This is a genomic window from Streptomyces sp. NPDC007875 (assembly GCF_042868035.1).
Lineage (GTDB): Bacteria > Actinomycetota > Actinomycetes > Streptomycetales > Streptomycetaceae > Streptomyces > Streptomyces antimycoticus.
In genome coordinates, this window is record NZ_JBIADZ010000011.1 from 172,731 (window position 1) to 193,955 (window position 21,225).

The 21,225-nt window shown below is 65.6% G+C and carries 16 protein-coding genes; 6 read left to right on the forward strand and 10 right to left on the reverse strand.

The window, feature by feature from the left end:
- Positions 1-133: 133 nt before the first annotated feature.
- The 5 genes from ACFYOY_RS23890 to ACFYOY_RS23910 all read right to left on the reverse strand — a co-directional run bounded on the left by ACFYOY_RS23890 (position 134) and on the right by ACFYOY_RS23910 (position 10,009).
- On the reverse strand, positions 134-2,098 hold the full coding sequence (locus tag ACFYOY_RS23890; RefSeq protein WP_388589403.1) for a hypothetical protein: 1,965 nt from the start codon (positions 2,096-2,098) through the stop codon (positions 134-136).
- 127 nt (positions 2,099-2,225) lie between these two features.
- Complete coding sequence (locus ACFYOY_RS23895) at positions 2,226-2,432, reverse strand: hypothetical protein (protein ID WP_388589406.1); 207 nt, start codon at positions 2,430-2,432, stop codon at positions 2,226-2,228.
- 725 nt (positions 2,433-3,157) lie between these two features.
- Positions 3,158-4,501, reverse strand: a complete 1,344-nt coding sequence (locus tag ACFYOY_RS23900) for a hypothetical protein (protein WP_388589409.1) — start codon at positions 4,499-4,501, stop codon at positions 3,158-3,160.
- 82 nt (positions 4,502-4,583) lie between these two features.
- Positions 4,584-5,426, reverse strand: coding sequence for a hypothetical protein (locus tag ACFYOY_RS23905; protein ID WP_388589411.1), 843 nt, complete (start codon positions 5,424-5,426; stop codon positions 4,584-4,586).
- The gene (locus ACFYOY_RS23910; RefSeq protein WP_388589414.1) at positions 5,423-10,009 is read right to left on the reverse strand and encodes an AAA domain-containing protein; all 4,587 of its coding nucleotides are present in this window, start codon (positions 10,007-10,009) and stop codon (positions 5,423-5,425) included. The genes ACFYOY_RS23905 and ACFYOY_RS23910 overlap by 4 nt, the downstream gene beginning before the upstream one ends.
- Positions 10,010-10,633: 624 nt before the next feature.
- Here ACFYOY_RS23910 and ACFYOY_RS23915 point away from each other — a divergent pair.
- Both ACFYOY_RS23915 and ACFYOY_RS23920 read left to right on the forward strand, forming a co-directional pair.
- Complete coding sequence (locus tag ACFYOY_RS23915; protein WP_388589417.1) at positions 10,634-14,050, forward strand: CHAT domain-containing protein; 3,417 nt, start codon at positions 10,634-10,636, stop codon at positions 14,048-14,050.
- A complete protein-coding gene (locus ACFYOY_RS23920; protein ID WP_388589420.1) occupies positions 14,047-14,715 on the forward strand; it encodes a hypothetical protein in 669 nt (222 codons plus the stop codon). Before ACFYOY_RS23915 ends, ACFYOY_RS23920 begins: the two co-directional genes overlap by 4 nt.
- A 202-nt stretch (positions 14,716-14,917) precedes the next feature.
- Here the strand turns inward: ACFYOY_RS23920 and ACFYOY_RS23925 are convergent, their stop codons facing one another.
- From ACFYOY_RS23925 to ACFYOY_RS23935, 3 genes are all read right to left on the reverse strand, one after another.
- On the reverse strand, positions 14,918-15,772 hold the full coding sequence (locus tag ACFYOY_RS23925) for a macro domain-containing protein (RefSeq protein WP_388589422.1): 855 nt from the start codon (positions 15,770-15,772) through the stop codon (positions 14,918-14,920).
- A gap of 21 nt (positions 15,773-15,793) precedes the next feature.
- Positions 15,794-16,312, reverse strand: a complete 519-nt coding sequence (locus ACFYOY_RS23930) for a TIR domain-containing protein (protein ID WP_388589425.1) — start codon at positions 16,310-16,312, stop codon at positions 15,794-15,796.
- A gap of 172 nt (positions 16,313-16,484) precedes the next feature.
- On the reverse strand, positions 16,485-16,802 hold the full coding sequence (locus ACFYOY_RS23935) for a hypothetical protein (RefSeq protein WP_388589428.1): 318 nt from the start codon (positions 16,800-16,802) through the stop codon (positions 16,485-16,487).
- Positions 16,803-16,885: 83 nt separating this feature from the next.
- Between ACFYOY_RS23935 and ACFYOY_RS23940 the strand changes: the two genes are divergently transcribed.
- Together ACFYOY_RS23940 and ACFYOY_RS23945 are read left to right on the forward strand one after the other, a co-directional pair.
- Positions 16,886-17,041, forward strand: a complete 156-nt coding sequence (locus tag ACFYOY_RS23940) for a helix-turn-helix domain-containing protein (RefSeq protein ID WP_388589431.1) — start codon at positions 16,886-16,888, stop codon at positions 17,039-17,041.
- Positions 17,042-17,138: 97 nt separating this feature from the next.
- Positions 17,139-18,461 (forward strand): hypothetical protein, encoded by a 1,323-nt coding sequence (locus tag ACFYOY_RS23945; RefSeq protein ID WP_388589434.1) that lies wholly within the window; start codon positions 17,139-17,141, stop codon positions 18,459-18,461.
- Positions 18,462-18,675: 214 nt separating this feature from the next.
- On the opposite strand, the gene ACFYOY_RS23950 is transcribed toward ACFYOY_RS23945, so the two are convergent.
- On the reverse strand, positions 18,676-18,984 hold the full coding sequence (locus tag ACFYOY_RS23950; protein WP_388589582.1) for a transposase: 309 nt from the start codon (positions 18,982-18,984) through the stop codon (positions 18,676-18,678).
- Between ACFYOY_RS23950 and ACFYOY_RS23955 the strand changes: the two genes are divergently transcribed.
- Both ACFYOY_RS23955 and ACFYOY_RS23960 read left to right on the forward strand, forming a co-directional pair.
- A complete protein-coding gene (locus ACFYOY_RS23955) occupies positions 18,922-19,086 on the forward strand; it encodes a hypothetical protein (protein ID WP_388589437.1) in 165 nt (54 codons plus the stop codon). The two genes, ACFYOY_RS23950 and ACFYOY_RS23955, sit on opposite strands and share 63 nt — an antisense overlap.
- A 365-nt stretch (positions 19,087-19,451) precedes the next feature.
- Positions 19,452-20,105 carry a hypothetical protein gene (locus tag ACFYOY_RS23960; RefSeq protein WP_388589440.1) on the forward strand — a complete coding sequence of 218 codons (654 nt, stop codon included), beginning with the start codon at positions 19,452-19,454 and terminating at the stop codon, positions 20,103-20,105.
- Between the two features lie 35 nt (positions 20,106-20,140).
- Here ACFYOY_RS23960 and ACFYOY_RS23965 read toward each other — a convergent pair whose 3' ends face one another.
- On the reverse strand, positions 20,141-21,184 hold the full coding sequence (locus ACFYOY_RS23965; RefSeq protein WP_388589443.1) for a serine hydrolase domain-containing protein: 1,044 nt from the start codon (positions 21,182-21,184) through the stop codon (positions 20,141-20,143).
- Between the last annotated feature and the right edge of the window lie 41 nt (positions 21,185-21,225).

The window sequence follows — 21,225 nt, forward strand, 5'->3', positions numbered from 1 at the left end:
CCGCTCCCATTCCTCGGACCGCGGACGACGGAAGAAGCTGGCCAGCCAGACAGTACGCGTCGAATCGTCGCTGACCTGGATGCCGCAGCCCGTCACTAGCGTTAGAAGCCGTGCGGCACGGACGGTGCGCCAGCTACTGGCGCCGGCCGGGGTGTTCCTCGGCGAAACCTGTGGCGCTCTTCTCTTCGAGGTCTATCTCGTCTTGGGCGAAGATGGACACTGCTGCACGTACCTCGAACAGCGAGTGCTGGATGGCGGAGAGCCTGGAGGCCAGGGTGTCTGCCTCCGTCGTGTCGAAGGGGTGGTGCACCTCGGCGACCTGGGCGGCAGACTCGACCTCCGCGAGCCGGCCGCGGAGCCGGGCGGTCACCCTGTCGATCTTCTCGATTTCCTGTGCGAGCTGATCTTTCGCACGCCACAGCGATTGGGCTGGCGTGTCGAGCGGCTCGGGCGCGGGCTCGTGCCTGGCCGAATTCGGCGGGAACGCTCGGTCGAACCAGGCAGCAGAGGCGCCCTCCCTGGTGGCCTCGCCTTCCTCGTCCACCCGGGACGGCGTCCGGTCCCCGCCGTTCATTGCCGCCGCCAGTTCACGCAACAGCCCGGCTGCCATGACTGGGTTGGCCCGCAGCGCAGCGATGCGGGCTGGCATCGTTCGGCGTAGGGGACTACCCGGCCCGAGATTGACGATGCCGAAGAAGGCCAGCCAGTGCGGGGCGCGGAAGAGCAGCAGCTCCTCTAGGGCGGACATATCGGTGTCCGCGGCTGCGAGCAACTCGTCCAGCGGGCGACCCGACAGGGTGATTCCCGTCCGCCCGCTGGAGGCCGGTAGCACTTCCGCCACCCGGGGGTTCCACGCCCGTGGGTAGCTCTGAGCGCTGAGCGCGGACCACAGCCGGGTCCGGTGTCGGACGTCCCGTACGGAGAGCCGAGACGGCGGTGGTTCGTCCAGGGCGCGCCGGAGCAGGGCGCGTCGGTCCGGATCGGTGGGAAACAGCTCGGTCAATAGCCGCATCGATCGGAGGTCCCGCAGTGCAGCGGTCGAGGCGCCGTGAGGGGCCTCGGGTAGGTCTCTGGCGGGGCGTAGTCCGGCCAGGACGCTTGCCGTCACTTCGTCCAGAAGGCCCTGCGCCACGTAGGCGTCGAGCACACTGCGTCCTAGAGTGAGCGAGAGGTCGGCTGCTTTGTGGGGAAGTGGCTGGAAAAGATGTTCACGGCGGATGTGGTCGCGGACGATGCTGAGCAACCGCCGGGGTGTTGGCGTACCGATGACCAAGTGAGCCTCTACCACTGCGACCTTGTGGGCTCGGAAGGCAGGCGAATCGGCATCTTTCGCTTGCACGGCGTCGGCGTATTCGGCGTTAAGTGAGGAGGACAGGGAGGTGAGCCAGAAGCCTGGGTTGGTGGCGAGGCCAGTACCTGGTCGGCGCAGTTTGGCGAACGGTACCCCGGTTAGGACTTCCTCGGAGGTAACGCCGAGCAGCTCCTGGCGGCAGCGCGTGCGGGAGTTGCCGTCGGCCGCCATCCATGCCCAGTACGGGCCGGGTCCGCGGTCCGCGCCGTCCACTGCGTCCTCGACTTCAACCGCGTGCGGGACGTAGAGACAAGGCTCTGTCTGGCCGCTAGCGGCCATATCCTCGATGAGGCTCCGCAGACGTGCGGTGTCTTGGTCGGCCACTGCGGCGTCGGTCCGCCGCAGCAACTCGACCAGTTCGCCTGTGTTGCGAAGGGTGCTTGACAGCGCGCACGCCTCCGCCTCTCCGCCGGCTTCTGCCTGCTGGGTCCAGGGGCGTATTGAAGGTAGGACCGATGTCCTGTCTGGGGCGTGCGCTGGATCGGCGGCTGAGGGCCACACGCCGGTGAGACGCTCGTTGTGTGGCCATAGACAGCCGGCCGCGCCGTGCAACTGTACGGTGGCCACCAGTAGCTGACCGTATGTGGTGTTCAGTACCCGCATGCGATCCGGCCGCAGTGAGAGTTTGCCGTGCCCAGCCTGAGAAGAGCTGAGCACGGCAAGTTTGGGGGCGACCACAAACGGCGCGATCGCCTCCAGCGCGGGCCGCGGCACATTGGCGCCCTTAGTCGACAGGACAGCATCCACCCACCTGCGTTGCCACTCACGCGTGGAGGGGGCGGGGAAGGGGCCATCGGTCGGGCTGGCCATCGAGGCGCCTGCGCTTTCTGGATCCGTTGCGGTGCGGGACGACCCAGCGGGGCCGTCCGGCCGCTTATCGGTTGAGTGCGACCAATAGCATGGCAAGGGCGCAGAAGAAAGAGCCCAGAGCGGCCACCACCATCACCTGCTGAACCGGCCAACGGCGAGTCTGCAGTTCCTGGATCTGCGCCCCTTGATCATCGACCTTCTTGGTCAACGTATCAACCATGCTGCGCAGCACGTGCAACTCGGCGTGGTGGTTGTCGGAGGGCCTGCTCATGACGGATGCCTTTCACAACGTGGGGCGGCGAGAGGCCGTCCCGGTCGCCAGTGACCGGTTGGGTCACGGGGAGCGGGCGGCCGGTCCGAAAACCTGCCTGCCAAGCACGTTGCGTCGCACCGCCTGAGTGGCGGCAGTGACATCCTACCGATCACGGCTCGCCTGCACCGATGCGGCCAACCAACGCCCGCTCGGTTAGGCGGAGCGCCTTCTGGTCGGTCTCACGATGACCGGCCCGCCGCAATTGCGCGACAGACCATGCGAGCCACGCCGGTCACGGGCACGACTCCGTTAGCCAACCTAGCGCGACAGCACATGAGTTGGGGTGGCATTGCTAAAAAGGTCCGCCCCTCAGCGGGTTGGCCGTGACTCAGATAGCTCCGCGCATCGTGCCTCCGCGCCCGCCTGTTTGTCGAGCTGAACGAAAGGGCCGGTCTCCCGCCGGTCCGGCTGAAGTCCGACCGCCGTATCGTCGTTCCGGCCACTTGCCAGCGCATCTGTTCCACTCTGTGTGTATCGCTGAACGCCGGGACCGCGAGCTGGCCGACCGCGTCGTGGAGGACCGCCTGTTCGCGGCGTCCACCTGATTGCCTTCCGTGGGCTGTGGCATAGCCATGAGGGGGAGTCGTGCTGGTGCTCGTGAGCCTGTTCCGTGGCCCGAATCAGACCCACGAGCTGCGCTCATGAAAGGGCTGAGCGACGCCTGCGCTTGCCTACAACGTGGCCTAATCGCGCAGCAAGCGCATAGCCAGTACGGAACCGTCAGGATGCATGGAGATGGGACCATTCCAGCGTGGGGCCCAGGCGTCGCGCGGCCATGTGGACCGGCGGGCGTAGATTTCCCGGCGGTACTGTTCCACCCGTCCTTCCTCAAGGTGGCGGAAGAGATCTTCCGCGACTCCGGAGAACGCCTCGACTCGCTTCCGGTTGAGCCGGAAGACGTGGTCGGTGCCGACGAAGTCGATGCCGAAGAACCGATGCCGTGCGTCCTGGACGCTGTCCGTGGCCGCATGGGTCAAGCCTGCGAAGTGTCGTTGCCCTTGCCGTTTCGTCAGGTACGGGACGGTCGCACTTGTGTCTCCAGCGAAGGCCGTAAGGCCGGCTGCGGCTGTGCGGGCAAGCACGTGTTGAAACCACCCGTACAGTTCGGGACTTACGTGATAGCCGGGTTCGGGCTCCGCGGGCTTGTCGTTTTGCGAGGATGGCTGGATGCCGGGATACACGTTCTCGTCTTCCAACGCGTGATCAAGAACGCGCTCCGGAGCGTCCAGCCAACCTCCCTCTCCACCCGCCTCCAGGGTGTGAACCGTCAGCGGGCCGTCGAGTGGGAGTTCGGTGCTGAACACCAGACACGGTGTCGCGTCCCAGGCTCCGATGTGCACTGCCTCCACGTGGGCGGAAGCCGAGGCAAGCTGAGTATGAGAGGCGGAGAGCCCGCTGTGGTTGCCTTTGCACGCGATCGGGAAGACACGAGAGGGCTCGCCTGGCCTCCATACCTCGGCGAAGAACTGCGGTCGGTATCGGTAACCCGACTTCGGACCGGAGTCCCTGCTGGTCAAGGCCCACCCTGCGCGCAGAGCTGTGTCAGCCGGCACTATCGAAACGAAATGGTTCGGATAGCGCCTGCTTAGGAGCCGTGTCGCGAGCGCCAGCGCGAAACCGGTGCCGAGTTCTCCCGACTGAAGCGCCTTGTAGTACTCCGCGGTCTCCTTACCCTCGGTGGAGAGCGCCATGAAGGAGTCCGCGTTCCCGGTCAGAGCCTGGTTGTACTTCAGGCAGCCCCAGTGCTCGGCGAGGCCGCGTCCCGCTCCGCGTCGTGCCAAGGTGATTGCCCGTCCAAAAGAGTGCAGCACATCCCAGGGCGTGAGTTGTGCGAGTCGGCCAAGATCCTTTGCGGGTATGGGGTCCAGCCCAGGCTTCCGGCGAAGCCGGTCGAGCTCCTTCTCCTCTCTCTGCTTGTCGTCGTCCGCCGCCGCGATGCTCACGTCCCCGGCCAGTTCCGTGTTCGAGTGGACCGCGACGTTGGACGGCTCCGCAAGGTCCCTCAGTACTTCTGCCGTGATCTTCAATGTGCTCCCCCTTGTGATCCGATGTGCCTGGATTAAGCACTTGTGGCCCGACAGCCACGCCGCAGATTTCTTGCGTGACGGCCTATGCGTCGGCTTCGGGCTGGCTGGCCGCGAGGTCGTTGAGGGCACCGTTCACGACGTACCAGGACACGGTGAGCGTGTCGCGGTCGGGAGTGTGCGCCTCGCGGAACTCACGCCGCGGGTGGACGAAATTGCGGTACTTGCAAACGGCCTGGCTGAAGCGCTCCATATCGACGTCGATCCAGCCCGCCTGGTGGCAGATGTCGATGAGGGCTTTGAGACCGATGAAGTTAGGGTCCTTGTTGCTCAGCAGTGAGGCGTCGCGCTCCTCGATCACCGTAAGCAGGACGCCTTCGAGGAGGCTGCCCAGCATGATGATGGCCGCGATGTGAGCGCCGTTGGCGAAGCAGGTGCGGGCTTCGTCAAGTCGGCGCTGGAGCAGTGCGGCCATCCGTGGTTCACGGATGATCTCTGCCATGGTGGCCTTGAGCTCGATCGGTGCCTGCTGGCCCGGGTGCGCCAGAGCCGGGTCGCAGACAACGATCCTGGGTCGGCCGCCCGGATTCTCCAGACGGAAGCCCTCGTGGACGAGGAAGGTGTTGACCGCGTTGACGACGGTCGCGAGGACACCGGGTTCATCGAGGTACTCGCGTGCGTCCGCGAGTCTGATGAGTACCTTTTCCAACTCGGTGGGGTTGTCACGACGAGCAGTGAGGAGTTGGAGAGTCCACTCGCCCCGGTACTCGCCGTCGTACTCAGGAACATTGAGCCACCCGGCGTTCTCCAGGAACTGGGCGATCTCGAAGCCTCTGCGGTAATAGAGGTGGTCGTCACCGCAGATGACGCGGGCCAGCTCCTTCAAAGTGTTGCCGTCGAGTGGGCCCAGAACGGCTTCTTGCGTCATGCTGCGTCGTCCTCTGCAGTGTCGTCGTCGATTCGGTCGTCGGTCTGTTCATCCCCGGTGTCCTCGTCGTCGGTGAGCCCGTCGTCCGAGGAGAGGTCGAGCGGCTTCCACTCGGCTTGGGAGCCGGCTACCTGGGCAGCTGGAGTGGAGCGCGCATAGCTGGCGGGGCGGATCTCCTGGCGGTCGAGTTCTTCCCACAGGCCGTCGAGCGCCGCTTCGGGATCGAAGCGGAATTCGCTCTCCCGTACCCGCCAGAACTCCCAGCCCACGCGCTTCAGTTCGCGGTCCCGCCGCTGGTCGTTCTCGATCTGCTCTCGCGTGGCGTGGTGGAAGGCGTCGCCATCGCACTCCACGGCGAGACGGCCGCGTGCCCCCACGACCACCAAGTCAATGCGCTTGCTGCCGGCCGGGAACTGCGGGATCACGTGGTAGCCCCGCTTCTTGATCTCCAGATACACCTGCTGTTCGAAGAGCGAGTCGAAGGGAGCCCTGCGGACGTCCGGCAGCACCGGTCCGATGTCGTCGGCGGCTTCCATCGCGGCGGGCGGGTTCTCCATGTAAGTCAGGAGGTTGAGCCGTAGGTCGTGCGGCTTGAGACGGTCCGGCGGGACCGAGTAGAAGAGCCACATCTGATCCTGAGCCCTGCTGGCGGCGACGTTGTATGCCTGCTGCTCGCTCTTGTTCCCGCCCGCTGCGCGCGGCGGGTTCGTCACGACCATGGACAGCAGGATCACGTGACGCTCGTCGCCCTGGAACGAGGCCGCGTTGCCGACGCGAATCTGGTGCTGCTCGCGCACGGTGGCCGGCAGCCGCTGCTCGATGAGGGTCTCCAGGAGCTTGATCTGTCCGAAGCCCTGGAGCACGATCACGCCCATGGTCTTTTCCTGGTAGGCCGGGTCCTCGGCAAGACGGGCCAGACAGTCGACGATCGCCTCGGCCTCCTTGGGGTTGTGGACACGGCTTTCGCGGCCCGCGACCACGGCGCCCTCGACGAAGTGGGTACGCAGCGGGTCCAGCCGTTCGGCGCCGTACTGCCGCAGGGGCAGGAGCTTGTTGTTGTAGAACGTGTTGGAGGACCAGTTGATGATCTCCGGCACACAGCGGAAGTGCTCCTCGAGGCGGATCACCTTTGGGAAGAAGGTGGACAGCAACTGGTACAGGTTTGTGTGCGGCGTGTAGAGCTCGCGCAGTCGGCTGGGCATGTCCGGCAGATGGGCGGCCAGCTTGTCTCGGATAGCTTGGTGACGGCCGTTGCGTGTGAGGGCGGGCGCACACTGTTTGTCGTCACCGACGACGATCACACGGGGAGCCAGCCACAGGAGGAAGAGCGCGTCCATGCCCGCCTGACTGGCCTCGTCCACGATGACGACGTCGAAGGCATCCCGCCTCGCCTGCACCATCTCGGCGACCTGGGGGATGGGCATGACCCACGCGGGCACTGCGTCCTGGGCCACGGACATCGAATCGCGTGCCGCGGCCCTGAAGAAGCCGGTGTTCTTCCCCTTGCCCTTGCCGAGGGACGCCATGTGGGTCCGGTACGCCTGGAGCGCCGAGCGCTGTTCCTGCGTCATCCGCTCCAAGCAGTGCAACCGACCCCAGGCCGCGGCGAGTTCGCCGGTCACCTGCTCCAACCGGTCTTCGTGCTCGCTCAGGTCGCCTTCAAGCTTGCGCTCCAGACCGGGTGTGCGCTGCCTGTCCAGGAACTGTGAAGCCTTCGCCCACGCCCACGCCCGCTCCAGGGAGCCCAGCCGTTCCTCCCAGTCGGGATCGTCGGCGTTGTCGAGGAGGCGGCCCGCGAGCAGGGAGTGGCCGGCGCGCAGGGCGCCCAGCAGTTCGTCGCACCGTCGCGTACGGTGCTCCCGCCGGTGCGCGGCCGCCAGTGCCTCCAGGGCCTCGGCATAAGCCTCCACGTTCTGGTTGCGGAGAGCCTGGACCAGGGCCATGGACTCTGTGGCCAGCTGCGTGCCGCTGACGGGGGTACGAAGGAGTTCGTCCCACGCGGCCAATTGCGCAACGGCCTCGTCGGCGGCCCGTCGGCCACGGAGCGCGGCGACACCGGCGTTGAAGTCCTGCCACGCCTGGCAGGAGGCGGTCGTCAGCCGTACCCCGTGACGCACGAGAAGCGCGTCGACGCAGTCCCGGGCCGAGCCGAATGCCTGTATGTGCTCAAGGCGCTCGGCGCGCGAGGTCAGTTCGGCCAGCCGCACCTCCACGTCCCCCGGCGGGACGGCGGCGTTCACCTGCTGCCAGCGCGTGGCCGCGCCGGCGATCGCGGAGTGCGCCCGGAGGTGGGCCAGCACGGCGTCCAGGTCCTCAGTCGTTTGGGGTGTACGGCCGTCGACAGTGCAGCAGTCCAGCAACTCCTGTGCGTTCTTCTGCACTTTGCCCGGGAACCGGGACCGCAGGGTCTTGCCTGTAGCCAGGTGATTCCGGAGAGCGACACCGGCGGTTGTCAGCTGGCCTGCCTTCTGGGCGGTCAGGTCCTCGGGCATGGTCACCAGGCGCAGACCCAGCGCATCCACGTCCCCTGCGACTATGCGGATGTCGCCGGTGACGGCTGCCACCCGCTGCCACAGTGCGAGGTCGGATCGGCAGAGCCGGTCCGTCAACGCCCTGGTGATCCAGGAACCGGGATCCCAGCGTGTGGCGTCGGCAGGCATTCCGAGGTGATGAAGGGCCGTCTCGCATGCATCGAGCAGCGAAGCCAGCTCGGAGGTCACGGACACGTCGAGATGGGCGAGTACGTTCCGGATCTCGACGGCCTCTGCGGACAGACCTTCATCACTGAGGCGGCTGGCCGCGAATACGTCCGCGACTTGCCGGGGCGAGGGAAGATCGCCAGGCACGGGAAGCGCGCCGCCAGCCCGCGGTTCACCCGCGCCGTCACGCAGCAGGACGAGCAGTTCGTGGGCCTGTTCGGAGGCCAGCGGCGGGACGTCCTCGGCGGTGTCGGGCAGACGGCCGATCCATCCGAACTCTTCGGTACCGGCTTGGACCCGCTCCACGATCTCGGCGAGCGTTCCTGCGTATCCCGGTGCCACGCTCCGATGTCGGTACTCGGCCTCCCGGAGCGAGATCACCTGCTCCGTGAGCGTATCGATCCGTCCCCTTGCCTCGTCCCGCTCCCCGGTGAGGCGGCGGATCTCAGCACGTAGTTCGGCGGGGTCACTGGCGGCCACCTGGTCGGTGAGCGCGTTGATGGTGCGCTCCAGTTCGCCCTCACTTGCGCCGTTGTGGCGAGTGGAGCTGAGGAGCAGGACGCACAAGTCCCTTACAGGTTGCGGAAGCTTGTCCCGCAGCACAGTGAGCGGCTGGTCGCGAGCGCTGGTGACGAGTACCCGCTGGCCCTGTGCGAGCAGTGCCGAGACAAGGTTGGCGATGGTGTGGGTCTTGCCCGTCCCCGGCGGCCCCTGGACCACCACACCGGTGTCGTGCTCCAGGCGCCCCAGCACGCTGCGCTGCTGAGCGTTCGTCTTGCCCGGGAAGAGAGGATCGTCACCGAAGAGCGGCGCTTTCCGGGCACCGTCCCAGGTAGAACGGTCGGCGGTCTCGATCGTCATGGCCATCTGGGCCAGGCCGAGTGGTGCCCGGCTCTCCGAGGCCACCGTCTCCGCTATCTGGTCGTAGAACCGTAGCAGCGAGTTGAGGTTGCGCGGGCGTAGGACCAGGGCCGGTGCGTAGGTGAGACGGGAGCCCAGTTCAGGTGCGCGGGGTGGCTCCCACCCTGCGCTGAAGCCCATGGGCCGAGTGGTCGCCCGCTCCTGCCACTGCGCGATCTGCTCCAGTGCCTCAGCCCCCAGCGGGTCCATCCCGCGAGCCGTTATCTCCTCCGAGAGAGCGGCTCCGCGCTCGCGTACCCAACCATCATCACTGTCCAGGAAGTCCTGGTCTTCGAGACGCAGGGCGCTCTCCGGCGACAGTTGCACCGTAAGCCGCGCCGTGCGGCGATCGACCGATGTCTCTACACGATGGGTGAACAGATGGCGGTGCACCACATCACCGTCCGGGGTGGCCCAGGTCAAAAGCCCTATGCCCAGAACGAGTTCAGTCTGGTCGTCTTCCCGGGCGAGCTTCTGGTGCCACGCGTACAGCCGGTCGTAGAGCTCGCGGAGTGGTCGTTCCGCGCGCTCCCGCGCCGCCCATCGACGCCAGCGATCCAGCCACGTTCCATAGGCCCGCAGCACGTCACCGGCCTCTTCGCGGCGCAGGGCGCCTTCCTCTGCTGGCGGTTCCCTGTCGTCCGCAACGCGCACCAGTTCGCCTCCTGGTCCCTCCTCCGCAAGAGGCGGATCGCCTCCGTCGGGGTCCAGGCAGCTCGTCGGCTCGACCCAGCCGTCTAGTGAGTCGGGCAGGTCGGGCGGCGTACTCTGCGGCACGTGGTCGAGCGTCAGCAGCAGACCGTCAGGGCGCGGCGCCGGCCTGCGGACGGGCTCCGGCAGCCTGGCCAGCCACAGACGTTCACGGTTGCGGTCGTCACGCTGCCGCTGGTGACTGCTGTGGACCATGTCGCGTAGGAAGTTGACCAGCCCTGCTGTTTGCCCGATGACGTCGGGGTCACTCGCGAGGCGTTGCGGATTGTTCACCGTTCTCCTCTCGGCCGCTGACGAACGTTCCAGGATGAGGGTCGGTTGAGAGCACAACAATGAGCCCCCGGCAGGATGACCGGATTCGTTTCACGGATTCGGCGTCGCGTACGTCGTTGAATCGGTTGTTCGCGTACGTGCGAAGGGGCTGAATGGGGGCGCTTCACAGCGTTCCGTCAGGTGCCTCTAAGCAGGTGAGAGGCACTGCGGAGAGGCTGGGGACGATGCCGGCACCGGCTTACATCCGAGGTGCTGCGCGTATGCGAACGGAGGGTTGAGTCCACGACGAATGATGACCGGTTGCGGTGCAAACCGGACGTCCGGCTTGATACTCGAAGCGCGGAGTGCTCGCGTTGTGAGAGACGGCGAATGCCGGTACTGCTCGGATGCCTACGAGGTGGCCCTCCAGGCGGACCATGACAGATGTCTGCCGGTATCGGCGATTAAGTACGCGGCCGAGTGCTCGGGCATTGGCAAGCATGCTGCCGCACTCAAGATCTTCATCCTGGGTCCGTGGAACGAACGGGTCTGACCGGGGTCGTGGCATTGTTGAATCGGTTGATGACCGGTTGGCGCGGGGGGAACGGCGTGAGGCTGTCGCGGGACATCACTGGGTGGGCGTTCATGGTGGAGGTGGACGGTGTCCGGCATGCTGGACTGGCGGTAGGACTGGCCGGCATCAGCCCGTTCACCGCCGGTGACGGGGCCGGAGGCAGCCTGTTCACCCGCGCGAACAGCTGGTGGGGCCTCCCGGTGCTCCTCTCGCTGAACGAACTGCCCTTCGGGCCCCCTGTCGATCACAGGTGGTGTGTCACGCAGGATGACGGAGGCGTGCTGTCCGTCTTCAGCCCAGACGGCGCGTACTTTGTGCATGACCTCCGGCTGGAAGAGCCGCCGGGCTGGCGGGAGAGGGCGATCGCCTCGGGTTCGGTCATGCTGGTCGTCTCCCACGTGCTGCCTGCTATGGACGATCCGATCGGCGCGCTCGACTTCGAAACGCGGCAGGGGATGGTGTGTGCCGGCCCCGTGCGCTTCGGGGAACCGGCCTACGAATCGCGTGATGAGGAGGATGGCGCGCCGACGGTCAGGTTCTTCATCGACCCTCTCGGCACGCTGATGGAGCTTGCACATTACGTGTGCGACCGGATCCTTTCGCTGTCCCAGGCGAAGGAACAGGCGCGCGAACTGGAGCAGACGCGACAAGCCTTGGCGGAACACGCGGACCAAGCGCTGCCAGCCGAGGCGATGGTGGAACTACTGTTCCGGGACGAGTTCCACGACCACCGCGGTCTGGTCGAGCTCATATACGTCTACTGGAGGCTGGTCGCCGAGGTCGCCGACGTATGTGGGGCGGAGGCCGCCTGGCGGGACGCGGCGCTCCGTACTGTCGAGTCGGCCGTCCACCTGGTGGCGGACCGGTGTGATCGCGCGGTGTTCGAGGAAGCCGACGCGGTGGTGTCACGGCTGATCGACGAGCTGAGCGATCCCGCCGAACTGGAAGCGGCGTTGCTGGCCGCCGCCCGGTTGCGGATGGCCACCCGGGGAGTGGAGGACTTCGCCGCCGACCACTACGCCCGCGGGATACGTACCGTCTGGTCCGCTCGGCTGGAAGCGGACCTGTACCGCACGTGGTTCACCGACGAGGAGCCCTTCCAGGTCGAGTCCCACCGTCTGGTGGCGGAGGCGGGACACCTGGTGATGCGCGCTCTGGAACTGGACGGTGGGACGCGAAAGACCCGGCTCCTGGCGTCGTTGGCGCAGATCCTTGCGAACGAGGAGGGAGTTCACCGGGATACCGCCGACGCCGCGCTGTCGGCATGGCTCGACTCGTCGACCGCCGACGATCTGGATGTCGCCCTGTTCCTGCTCAGGGTGATGGACGGGATTCCCCCGGCCCTGGCCGACGGGTTGCCCAGGGCGGTGTTCGGGTCGCCCTTGGCCGATTTCGTCGCCGCCCATGGCAGCAACGTAACCGCGAAGGTGATCAGCCAGGGCGTCAACCTGGCCCGGGAACGCGCCGACCGGCCGCTGCTGCGCACCGTGCTGGACTGGGCAGAGCAGCTCGGCGTCCGCTGGGACCCCGCACACCGCAGACAGTTGACTGAGGCACGGCTCCACGTGCTGCCCGACGACCCCACCGACTGCCCGGGTCCCGGCCAGCCGCTCGCGGCGTCCCTCCCGCAATCCGCGCAGTCCTGGACCCCGACGCAGCGGTCGGCGGCGCTGCTGCATACGGCCGCACACGCCCGCGACCTGCGGCAGCCGGCGCTGGGGCTCACCCTCCTGCGGCAGGCGGGCGACGTACGGAGCGCAGAGGCCAGGCTGTTGACGGCCGACCTGTACCACCAGTCGGCCCAGGCGGGCGAGCCGGTCTCCGGCCCTGTCCCGTTCCCTTGGGGTTACTACGCGTACGCGGCACTCGGCTACGCCTCGCTCGGCTTCGAGGAACTGGCGCGGGCGGGCCTGGTGCCGTTCGTGCAGCGGATGGGCAACCTCCACGGCGAAGAACTCAAGGCAGCGCTGTCCGCGATCACCGTGAACGTGCCGAACTTCGACACGAGCCGCGCGCCCGAACTCGGCGGGATACTGCGCGACCTGGTGCACTCGGCGGTCTGGCAGCTCACCGCGGAAGCCGAGGCGCTGCCGGTGGGGCTGATGCTCGGTCTGCACCAGGCGGGCAAGGGACCGGAGCTGGGCGCATGGTGGCGGATCGACGGTCCGCTCGCGCTGCCCGCGTACATCCAGCACTTTCTCGGCAAGCTGCGCGACCTGGAGGAACCTGGCGCCTCCCACGGTGCGTCCGGCGCGTCGCCGCACCTGCTGAACGCACTGGACTCCGACGGCCGTCCCGGCGGCCACGACACCCAGCAGATCGCACGAAACCTGCGGTGGCACATCTCGTCGCTCATCGACGACGAGCTGAGCCGCCGCTCGGCACCGCTCATCGATGACCAGCGCCTCTGGGCGAAGACGCACGAGTTGCTGGACGACCGGACCGTACTGCTCACTTGGTTCCTGCCCGCCGCTGTGAGCGGCGCGGCCGTGCTTCTCGCGGTCACCAGGCAGCGCCGGGCGCTCGTCGTGCACTTGGGCGACGGCGCGGACGAGAACATCGACCGGCATCCGGTGGCGGACCGGGTCGAGGCGATCCGGATCGAGGTCGAACGCGACCCGCTGTTCGGCGACGTGACGCCGGAAGGCAGCCGACTGCTGCGGCAGCCGGGCGACATACCACTCGGCGCCGACGAACTGTGGGACAACTGGCGGGCCCAGGGCAAGGACCGGATCCTGGCCTGGCCGCACGGCGCGCTGCACTACCTGCCGCTACCGCTGTGCCGCACCGGGGACCGGATGATCGCCGACGACTGGACGGTCACCACCATCGCCGGCCTCGAAGCCCTGACACCCGCCGCAGGCCCCGTACGGCCGCGTCGCACTGCGGTGCTGGCCTCCACCGACGGCGGCGTGCCCTACGGGCTGCCCGCCGAACCTGCGCTGGAGGAGCACGCGCGGAAGGTCGCCGGCGCGGTCCGAACGGAAGCCGTCACCGGGCCTGCGGCCACGCGCGACAGGCTGCTCGCGGAGCTCTCCACGGCGGACGTGGTCCACATCGCCGTACACGGGACGCTGGACCAGGACGCGCCGTGGCTGCACTGCCTCTACCTCACCCCGGACCGTGACGACGACGGCCGGGTCTTCGCTTACGACTTCCTGGAGGCCGACCTGCGCGGTGTCCGCCTGGTCACGCTCGCCGCGTGCGAGTCCGCGCTGGGCCGGTTCGACCGCGCGGACAACGTCCGTGGCATCCCGTCGGCACTGATCACCGCCGGCGCGCAGGCTGTCGTCGGGTGTCTGTGGCCCGTACGCCCGGAGCCGGCCACGTACTTCTACCACCACATGCACCAACGGATCGCGCACGGCACGGACCCGGAGCCCGCCTTCCGCCAGGCCCAACTCGCCACCCGTGCTCGGCATCCCCACTACCGTGACTGGGGAGCGTTCACCTACCTGCATGGTCGGAGCAAGGGAGCCGTTGCATGACCGAGGTCCGGTTGCACGATGTCGAGCTCGTGCCGGAGCGCACGCTCGGCAGCCCAGCCGACGACGAGCCGCTGCGCGGCAGGCTCACGTTCGGCTGGGACGTGCTGCCTGCCGACCACGAGGGCGTGCCCGCAGAGTGGGCGTCCTACGTCAAGGCAACGCCCGAACGCGAGTTCCGGCAGCTGCTGATGGTGTGCTCGTTCCGTCCGGAGACACCGACCGGCAAAGGCGCGTTCCGCCACGCCTCCCTGGGGGTGGCACTGTCCACGCCGGATGGCCAGGCACGGCCCGTCGCGCGGCTGATCGACCCCGGCGAGCGCACCCGCCCGGTCGTCGGCTCCGGCATGGGCATGAACTTCACGGTCAAGGCAGGTGTGCTGGACGTGGGCGTGGAGAAGCCACCGGGCGCGGGGTCGGAGAGGGACGAGTGGATCGTCCGCGGCCACGGCGCGTCCCAGCCGAACCCGCAGTGGGAGTTTCGCCGAGTCAAGAGCTTCCCGTTGGTCGGCGACCACCCGGTGGCCGCGCTGGTGGAACTCGTGCCCGACCGACTGAACACGGCCGAGGTGCTGGTGGCGGCAGAGCTGGAGCACCGCAGCTGGGGGATCCGCCGCTACCGGGCACGGCTCGCACCGTCGCCACACGCCATTGTGCTGGCGGGGTGACCCCGCCACATCCGTCAACGGAATGCGCACGGCGAGCCGCTATTGCAGGAATCTTGGGGTCCAAGGCCACCGAAGAGGCCACCTCGGACGAGACCGTAACTGAAACTGAAGCAGCTACTACGAGCTGAGGCGGGAGGCGTCCGAAGACCACGCCGTAAGGACTGACCCGACGCACGTAGCCAATATTTCAATGCTAGAGCGGCTACAAAGTCCTCAAGAAAGCCGCCACCTCTAGCATGTTGATGTGGTAGTAGTCCTTGGGGTGGATAACAATAGTGAGTTGCTTGCAAATGACGCTTTGTCGTGAGCGAGCCACAAAAGATAGCAGAATCATCTTGAGCAGACTCTCTCGATTGAGGCAAGCGACGCGCGCCAGCTCGGATCCAACAATCGGGATCGAAATCTCTTTTCGCTGACCTCGGACGTAGGCGGCTTCCCACACGGCTCCAAGGCTCTGCCACAAGAAGTCTACGTTCGAGTTAGCAATGAGGTTGTTCTCCAATTTGGAATAGGCAACGCAGAAAAAATGCCGAGCAGGATCACCAAGTACGGCAACGGTACCGATCGGATAGCGATCACGCTTCCCGACAGGCTTGACCGAGATGTCTTCGGTCTCGGTGACAACCTCCGCTGCGAGCGTGGCCGCCAGCTCGGCATCGAGTCGCACCAGATCGTTTCCGTAGATTCGATCCTGGAACTGACCTTGGACGCTCGTCTGGTTGATCACCACATTGTTCGTCGTGTCGGTGTCAAAGAGATCATTAAAACCAATCACGAGATGCGTTTGCTGCTTAAAGAGGTCTCCGACCATAACCCGCACCGTGATGTCCGGGCTGCCAAACTCTCGGCTTGCCTCACGCCGCGGCCACGCGCGGATAAGACCGAACACAAGCGAGAATCCCAGCAACGAAAGCAGCAGCACCCACCGATCGTGGCTCGTAAGCTTGATGCTTGCCCACAGGGCCAGCGCCACTTGCAGGAGGCCGGAGGCCAAACCGAAGGCACCCAACGCGTTTCGAGCGAGAAGCGAAAGTCCGCGTTGGGTGCCAAACAGCAATCTGAAACTGTGTCGCACTGCTTACAATCCAAGGTCGGTGTAGACGTGCGCCTTGTACTGGTAAGGCCCCGTAAGGGGGCTAGCAGCAACCAGGTTTTTGTTGAACCTCTCCACGTAGTCATCCAGGGCGTACTTAATAATTGCGGGCTGGAAGGACACGTTCATCGAGTAGTGATCTGTCAGAGTGGTCGGGATCTTAGCGGACTGAACAGTCCGTGCCTGATCGAGATTAACAAAGACTACCGGCAGGTTACGCCGCTTGATCGCCTCGATCTCGTAGTACAGGAAGCTCGACGACCTGCCGGCCTTCGGCTTGGTGGTACCACTCAAGAGCACGACGGTCTGCTTAGTGTTTGAGAGCCGCTCGCCAAGGCGACGACGGATCGTTTCCGGCTGGCTTGTGTCCAACGCCGTATTGATGTCGTGCGCGTCGAAGAAATCGAACTCGATGTGCTCGTTCTCGCGCCACGCCTTCATCAGGTAGTAGGAGCGGATGTCCTCGCTGGCGAAAGCGACATAGGTCTTGTTGCGGTAGGCCACATGAACCCCTTCAGGGTCTCAGAGAACGACGTGCAGCACTCAACGACCGCTGCACGTCTGGAACGTCGGTCGCCAAGAACACGGTAGCCCCACGGACTGACAATCCCTCACGCTCCGTCAGGCTTAGGGCAGACAAAAGGAGTAGACCACCCTTCCTTCTGACTGATTGTGATCACTTCTGTCGACTGGTGACCGTGCTCATCTCCCGCTCCAACACCCAAGAGAGCGCCACGCCACCCTTGGGGAACGTCCACCCCTCGTAGGCAACTTCGACGTTCGGTGACGAATCCGATGCGGCGAGCTGCGTGTACCGCGGCTGACGAGGACCAGAGAGGTAGCCCAAGACGTTCATGTAGCGGATACCGCAATCGCCGTACCAAAGCTCAGCCCTGAAGTCCTTGGTCGGCTGGGCGAGGTGCAGGCCGTGTCCGTGCTGTTGGACGAGCACGCGGCAGGTAGACGACACGATGACCGACTCCCCGGTCTTCACGTGGCCCCGAGGCTCACGGTGAAGACCTGGCCCTCCTTGCGGACACTGCGGCGGATGTTCTGTGCCTTGCCGTTCACGGCAACTTGCACTGGACGTTCATTGGGAAAGTCGAGCGCGGTCAGCGCAACGTGAGCCTGCACAGCATCCTGAAGTTGGCCGAGGCGCTCGGTGTGGATCCGGCGGGGCTGAAGGCGCCGGGAGACGCAGACAGTGGCGGCGCTCCAACCTCAGCCTCCTGAAAATACGCTGGCATCGTGCCGCCTCTGGCGCAGTAGAATTTCCGCGGGCCGTCATCTCTTGGACGGCTCTGCCTACGCGCCAACGCTTGAGGTGCCCGTGATCTTCAGATCGGCAATATCTGCCTTCTCGAAAATTCTTCGGAAGTCATCGTCCGGCGAGAAGGCGGCCTCAGAACATCTTCTGAATCTGGCCACCGACTTCTACATGAAGTCACTCGATTTCAATGGTCTGCCCGTACATGCCCTCGACATGGACACGGACGGTCTACGAGCGCTCCTGCGCCCGCTGATCGAGGCAGGTGCTCTTTACGTCAACTACGGTGACCGGCATCCCAATCCGCATATCTTGGCGTTCGAGCCGGAACCGCGAGAGCAGCAGCTTGAAAAGCTGGCAACCAATGATTTGGCTGGAGCGTGTCTCTACCCCACGGTAGGACATCTTGAAAAAGTTGTGGACCGAGAGGCATACCGAAGCCGGCCGTACAGCCTTGAACTCGCACTCGGATATCCCACCCTTGGGCACCACTTCTTCGATCTCTCAATCCTGGAGTCGTACCGTAACGATCCTCGCTACTACTACAACTTCGACATCAGCGGCATGATCAGTATCCACGACGACCACTTTGGTCAGTCGACGATGGCGGAGCGGGATCAGGTGCTACTCCAGTCGTTCGGCCTAGCACTATCGAAGGACCACGGATGGGGCGTCGTCGTGTTTCGCCGGTACTTGTCATCGCTTTCGCCCGAACATCAGCAGATTTGGAAGGCCAAGCAGGAAGACGACAGGGACAAGTTTGTTCCGCACCCGGATTACTGGCGGTCGAGCATCCTGGGAGAGTGGCACGAGATGCTTTCACTCTTCAGGGCATTCCTGGAGGAGATGGAGCAGGTCAACGCTCTCTGTCAGCACATCGGGCGGTCAGCACTCTTCCGGAACACCTATATCGAGAACCGACCGAATGACTTCGGCTACCTCATCCGTCCAACGGGTCGCGAGCTGGCTAACTTTGCTGGCGTCCTCGACAAGATGCTCTCAGACAACATCAACCGGGACTTCTTCCAGAACGAGGTTCCTTACGAGGATGAACTGCCAGACAAGAAGGGCCGCATTGTCGTCACGCAACGCGGAACCATCCGAATTCTTGATGAGTGGATCAAGCTGAAGTTCAGGACCTCGGACACCGAACTCATCGAGCACGCCATCAAGACGCTGAAGGATGTCCGCAAGAAGCGGAACCCGAATGCCCACTCGATCAGGCCCGACGAGTACGACATTACGCTGTTCAAGGAGCAGATTAAGCTCATGCGTAATGCCTACCGAGCAGTGGTAACGTTGCGGCAAATTCTGCAATTCCATCCGGCTGCGCGCGGCTACGAGGTACCGAGTCACCTCGAGGACCAAGAGGTGTGGGCGTTCTGAATCCGCTTCGCAGACGGTCGACGGTGACGGCGAGCTGGCGGACTTCGGGGATATTGGTGTCCGCGCACCGGGTCAGAAACTTCCACCGCGCGTGACCGATGCGGTGGCGGTCGGCGCCAGTGCGGGCCAGAGCGAGGAGGTTGCGCAGGGACTCCTTGGCGATCCACGCCGTCAGCAGGATGCGGCCGATCTTCCCCTCGGCCAGCAGCGGGTTCTACATCTTCGCGAACTGCTCATCGGTGAGGTCCTCGCGGTTGCGCAGCAGACACCGTCTCGCCTTCCATTCCGGGTCGCTGGCGCGTCCGCGCCGTCCGCGGGTTTCGGCGGTGGTGCGACGCCGGACCATGTAGAGCATCTTGTTGGCGAGCTGGACGACGTGGAAGTGGTCGACCACGACGGTGGCGTCGGGCAGGCCGGTGCGGATCGCGGCGCGGTAGGTGGCCGACATGTCGATGGCGACATGGCGGATGTTGTTGCGCCAGGTCAGCGGCGTGGTGGGCAGCCATGCCAGGACGTCGGCGATGGTGTGGCCCTCGACCTGGCCGAGGAGCCCGCCGTGGCCCAGCGCGTCGACGAACCCGGTGTGCCACCGGTCCCGGGTCAGGTGCCGGCTCTGGCCGGGTGACGATCGTGATCAGTGCCGCTTCGTGGCCCACCTTGCGGTGGCATCCTCAACTCATGTTCCGACGCATTCGTTCCCAACTCGCCTTGCGACAACGAGAGAAGGCGAACGCAGCGATACGTAAGTTGTGCGAGGACGCCGAGTACTTGGGCATCGGTCCGGTTCCAGGACCAGTTCGGGTCGCACTGCGTGCCCACCACGAGACTCGTTGGCAAACGTGGGCGGTTCTGATCCCCATAGGCTACTTCGTGGTGGCGTTTGTGGGCCGAGCACTGCGGGTCCTGGTCCTGACGTACACGCCGGCTTGGGTTCAAGAGGCGGTATACGGGGACCCACCCGAAGCGTCTGTGTCCAGCCGGGAAGGTTGGGTGTCGTTCGGGCACGGTGTGCTGCTGGTCGGAGCCAGCTTTCTGGCTGCACGACGTCTGGCTGTGTGGGCAGCAGACGCGTTCGAACTCCGCAGCATGACCTTCGAACGGGTCCAGCGCTGGGCCGACCTCATCGGCGAGTGCGCTGAGACTGCCCGCGCCCCGCACATGCGCGCGGATCTGCATGGTGTGTCTTTGCGGTTCGCAGTAATGCGGGTCAGAGGTGCGCGGTCGATGCGCGGCACGGTGCCGGCGCTGTCATGGCGCCGTCCCGGGCTGCGGGCTCACGCGAGCGGGGTTGTTGCCGCCCTGCGAGCTGCTCACGCTGGGTTCGACCTCGACAGGAAGGAAGCCGCTCGAAAGCTTGCCGCACTTTCACTCAAGATCAGTGACCGTTATGCCCAAGGGTACGTGGGAGCTCTTCTTGACGGTGCGGAGCTGGTCGAACCCGCGCGTCGGCGTGAGGCATTCAACCTAGCGATGATGGTTGGTGTGATGGTGGCAGTGGCCTTCGGCATCCGGGTGTGGCACTTGCCTATGCCGCTTGCTATGGGCGCTGTTGTCATGGTGGGTGCGTGGTTGTACCGCAGCACAGTCAGCGCTGGTCTGGCGGTATTGACGACGTTGCTGCCGGTGATGTTCCCAGGCAAATAGGCAGGTACGGTGCCGAGCACCGATCCCCGCTGGGATCAGGGGAAGGCCAGGCCACGGAAGGCGTTACGGATTTCGGTCAGGGGCTGGCGGTCACGGGTGTAGTAGAGCTTGTTGGTCAGGAGTACGGCCCAGCGCCCCTGGTGGGGTGAGATCCACATGCCGGTGCCGGTGAAACCGTAGTGGACCCAGATGTCCTCATCGGGGTGCGTGCCAGGGGCGGGGTGCCAAAATAGCCCGCGCACTGGTTCCAAGGTGCCGGTCTGTACGGTCAGTGACTGCCTGGTCCACTCGGGGCCGAATCCGGCTCGCCCCAGGCTGGTTGAGGTGTCCAGCATGTAGCGCAGGAAGACGGCAAGGTCATCGAGGACGGTGAAGGCGCCGGCAATGCCGCACACTCCGTCCAGGAGCCGGGCGGAGAAGTCGTGGGCGACGCCCTTGAGGTGGGTGTCGGTCTCCTGGTCGAGTTCGGTCGGTGCGCACTGTGCGGCGATCTCGGCGGACAGCGGACCGAATCGGGTGGAGTCCATGCCCAGCGGCTGCCAGCTCCGCTCCGTGGAAAGTTGGTCGAGGCGCTGACCCGAAAGGTGTTCCGCGAGGTATCCGAGGATGAGGGCGGCTCGGTCGGTGTACTCGACAGCCTCGCCGGGCGGGCGGTGCAGGGCCTCGTGAACGACGCCGTCGCGGATGTCCTGGGGGTCGGTGCCGTAGAGGTTTTTGAGCTGGGCGCGGAGCGGTACGCCGGCAGTGTGGGTCAGCAGGTGGCGGGCGGTCACGGCCCCGAGAGGGTGGGCGTCGACTTCGGACCAGAACGTGTTGAGCGGGGAGTCGAGGTCGAGCTTGCCTTCCTCCCACAGGGCTCCGATCGAGGCCCACACAGCGAGGATCTTGGTGAGGCTGGCGGCGTCGAAGACCGTGGCGGGCTGCATCGGCACGTTCGGCTCGTTGGGGTCTAGGACCCCGGTGGCGCCGTGGGCGCGGGTGCCGGTGGCGTCACCGACTGCCCATACGGCGCCGGGGTAGATCTTGTCGCGGACGCCTTCGTTCAGGAGGGCTTCAATGCGGTCGGTGCTGTACGTCATGGTCTCCCTGTTCGCCGTGGGCAATCCGCCGGATCAGCGTA

Bases quoted from the DNA above. Each gene is read 5' to 3' on its own strand.
- ACFYOY_RS23895 (WP_388589406.1), bottom strand. From the start codon at position 2,432: ATGAGCAGGCCCTCCGACAACCACCACGCCGAGTTGCACGTGCTGCGC.
- ACFYOY_RS23905 (WP_388589411.1), bottom strand. From the start codon at position 5,426: ATGACGCAAGAAGCCGTTCTGGGCCCACTCGACGGCAACACTTTGAAG.
- ACFYOY_RS23915 (WP_388589417.1), top strand. From the start codon at position 10,634: ATGGTGGAGGTGGACGGTGTCCGGCATGCTGGACTGGCGGTAGGACTG.
- ACFYOY_RS23920 (WP_388589420.1), top strand. From the start codon at position 14,047: ATGACCGAGGTCCGGTTGCACGATGTCGAGCTCGTGCCGGAGCGCACG.
- ACFYOY_RS23955 (WP_388589437.1), top strand. From the start codon at position 18,922: ATGGCGGATGTTGTTGCGCCAGGTCAGCGGCGTGGTGGGCAGCCATGC.
- ACFYOY_RS23965 (WP_388589443.1), bottom strand. From the start codon at position 21,184: ATGACGTACAGCACCGACCGCATTGAAGCCCTCCTGAACGAAGGCGTC.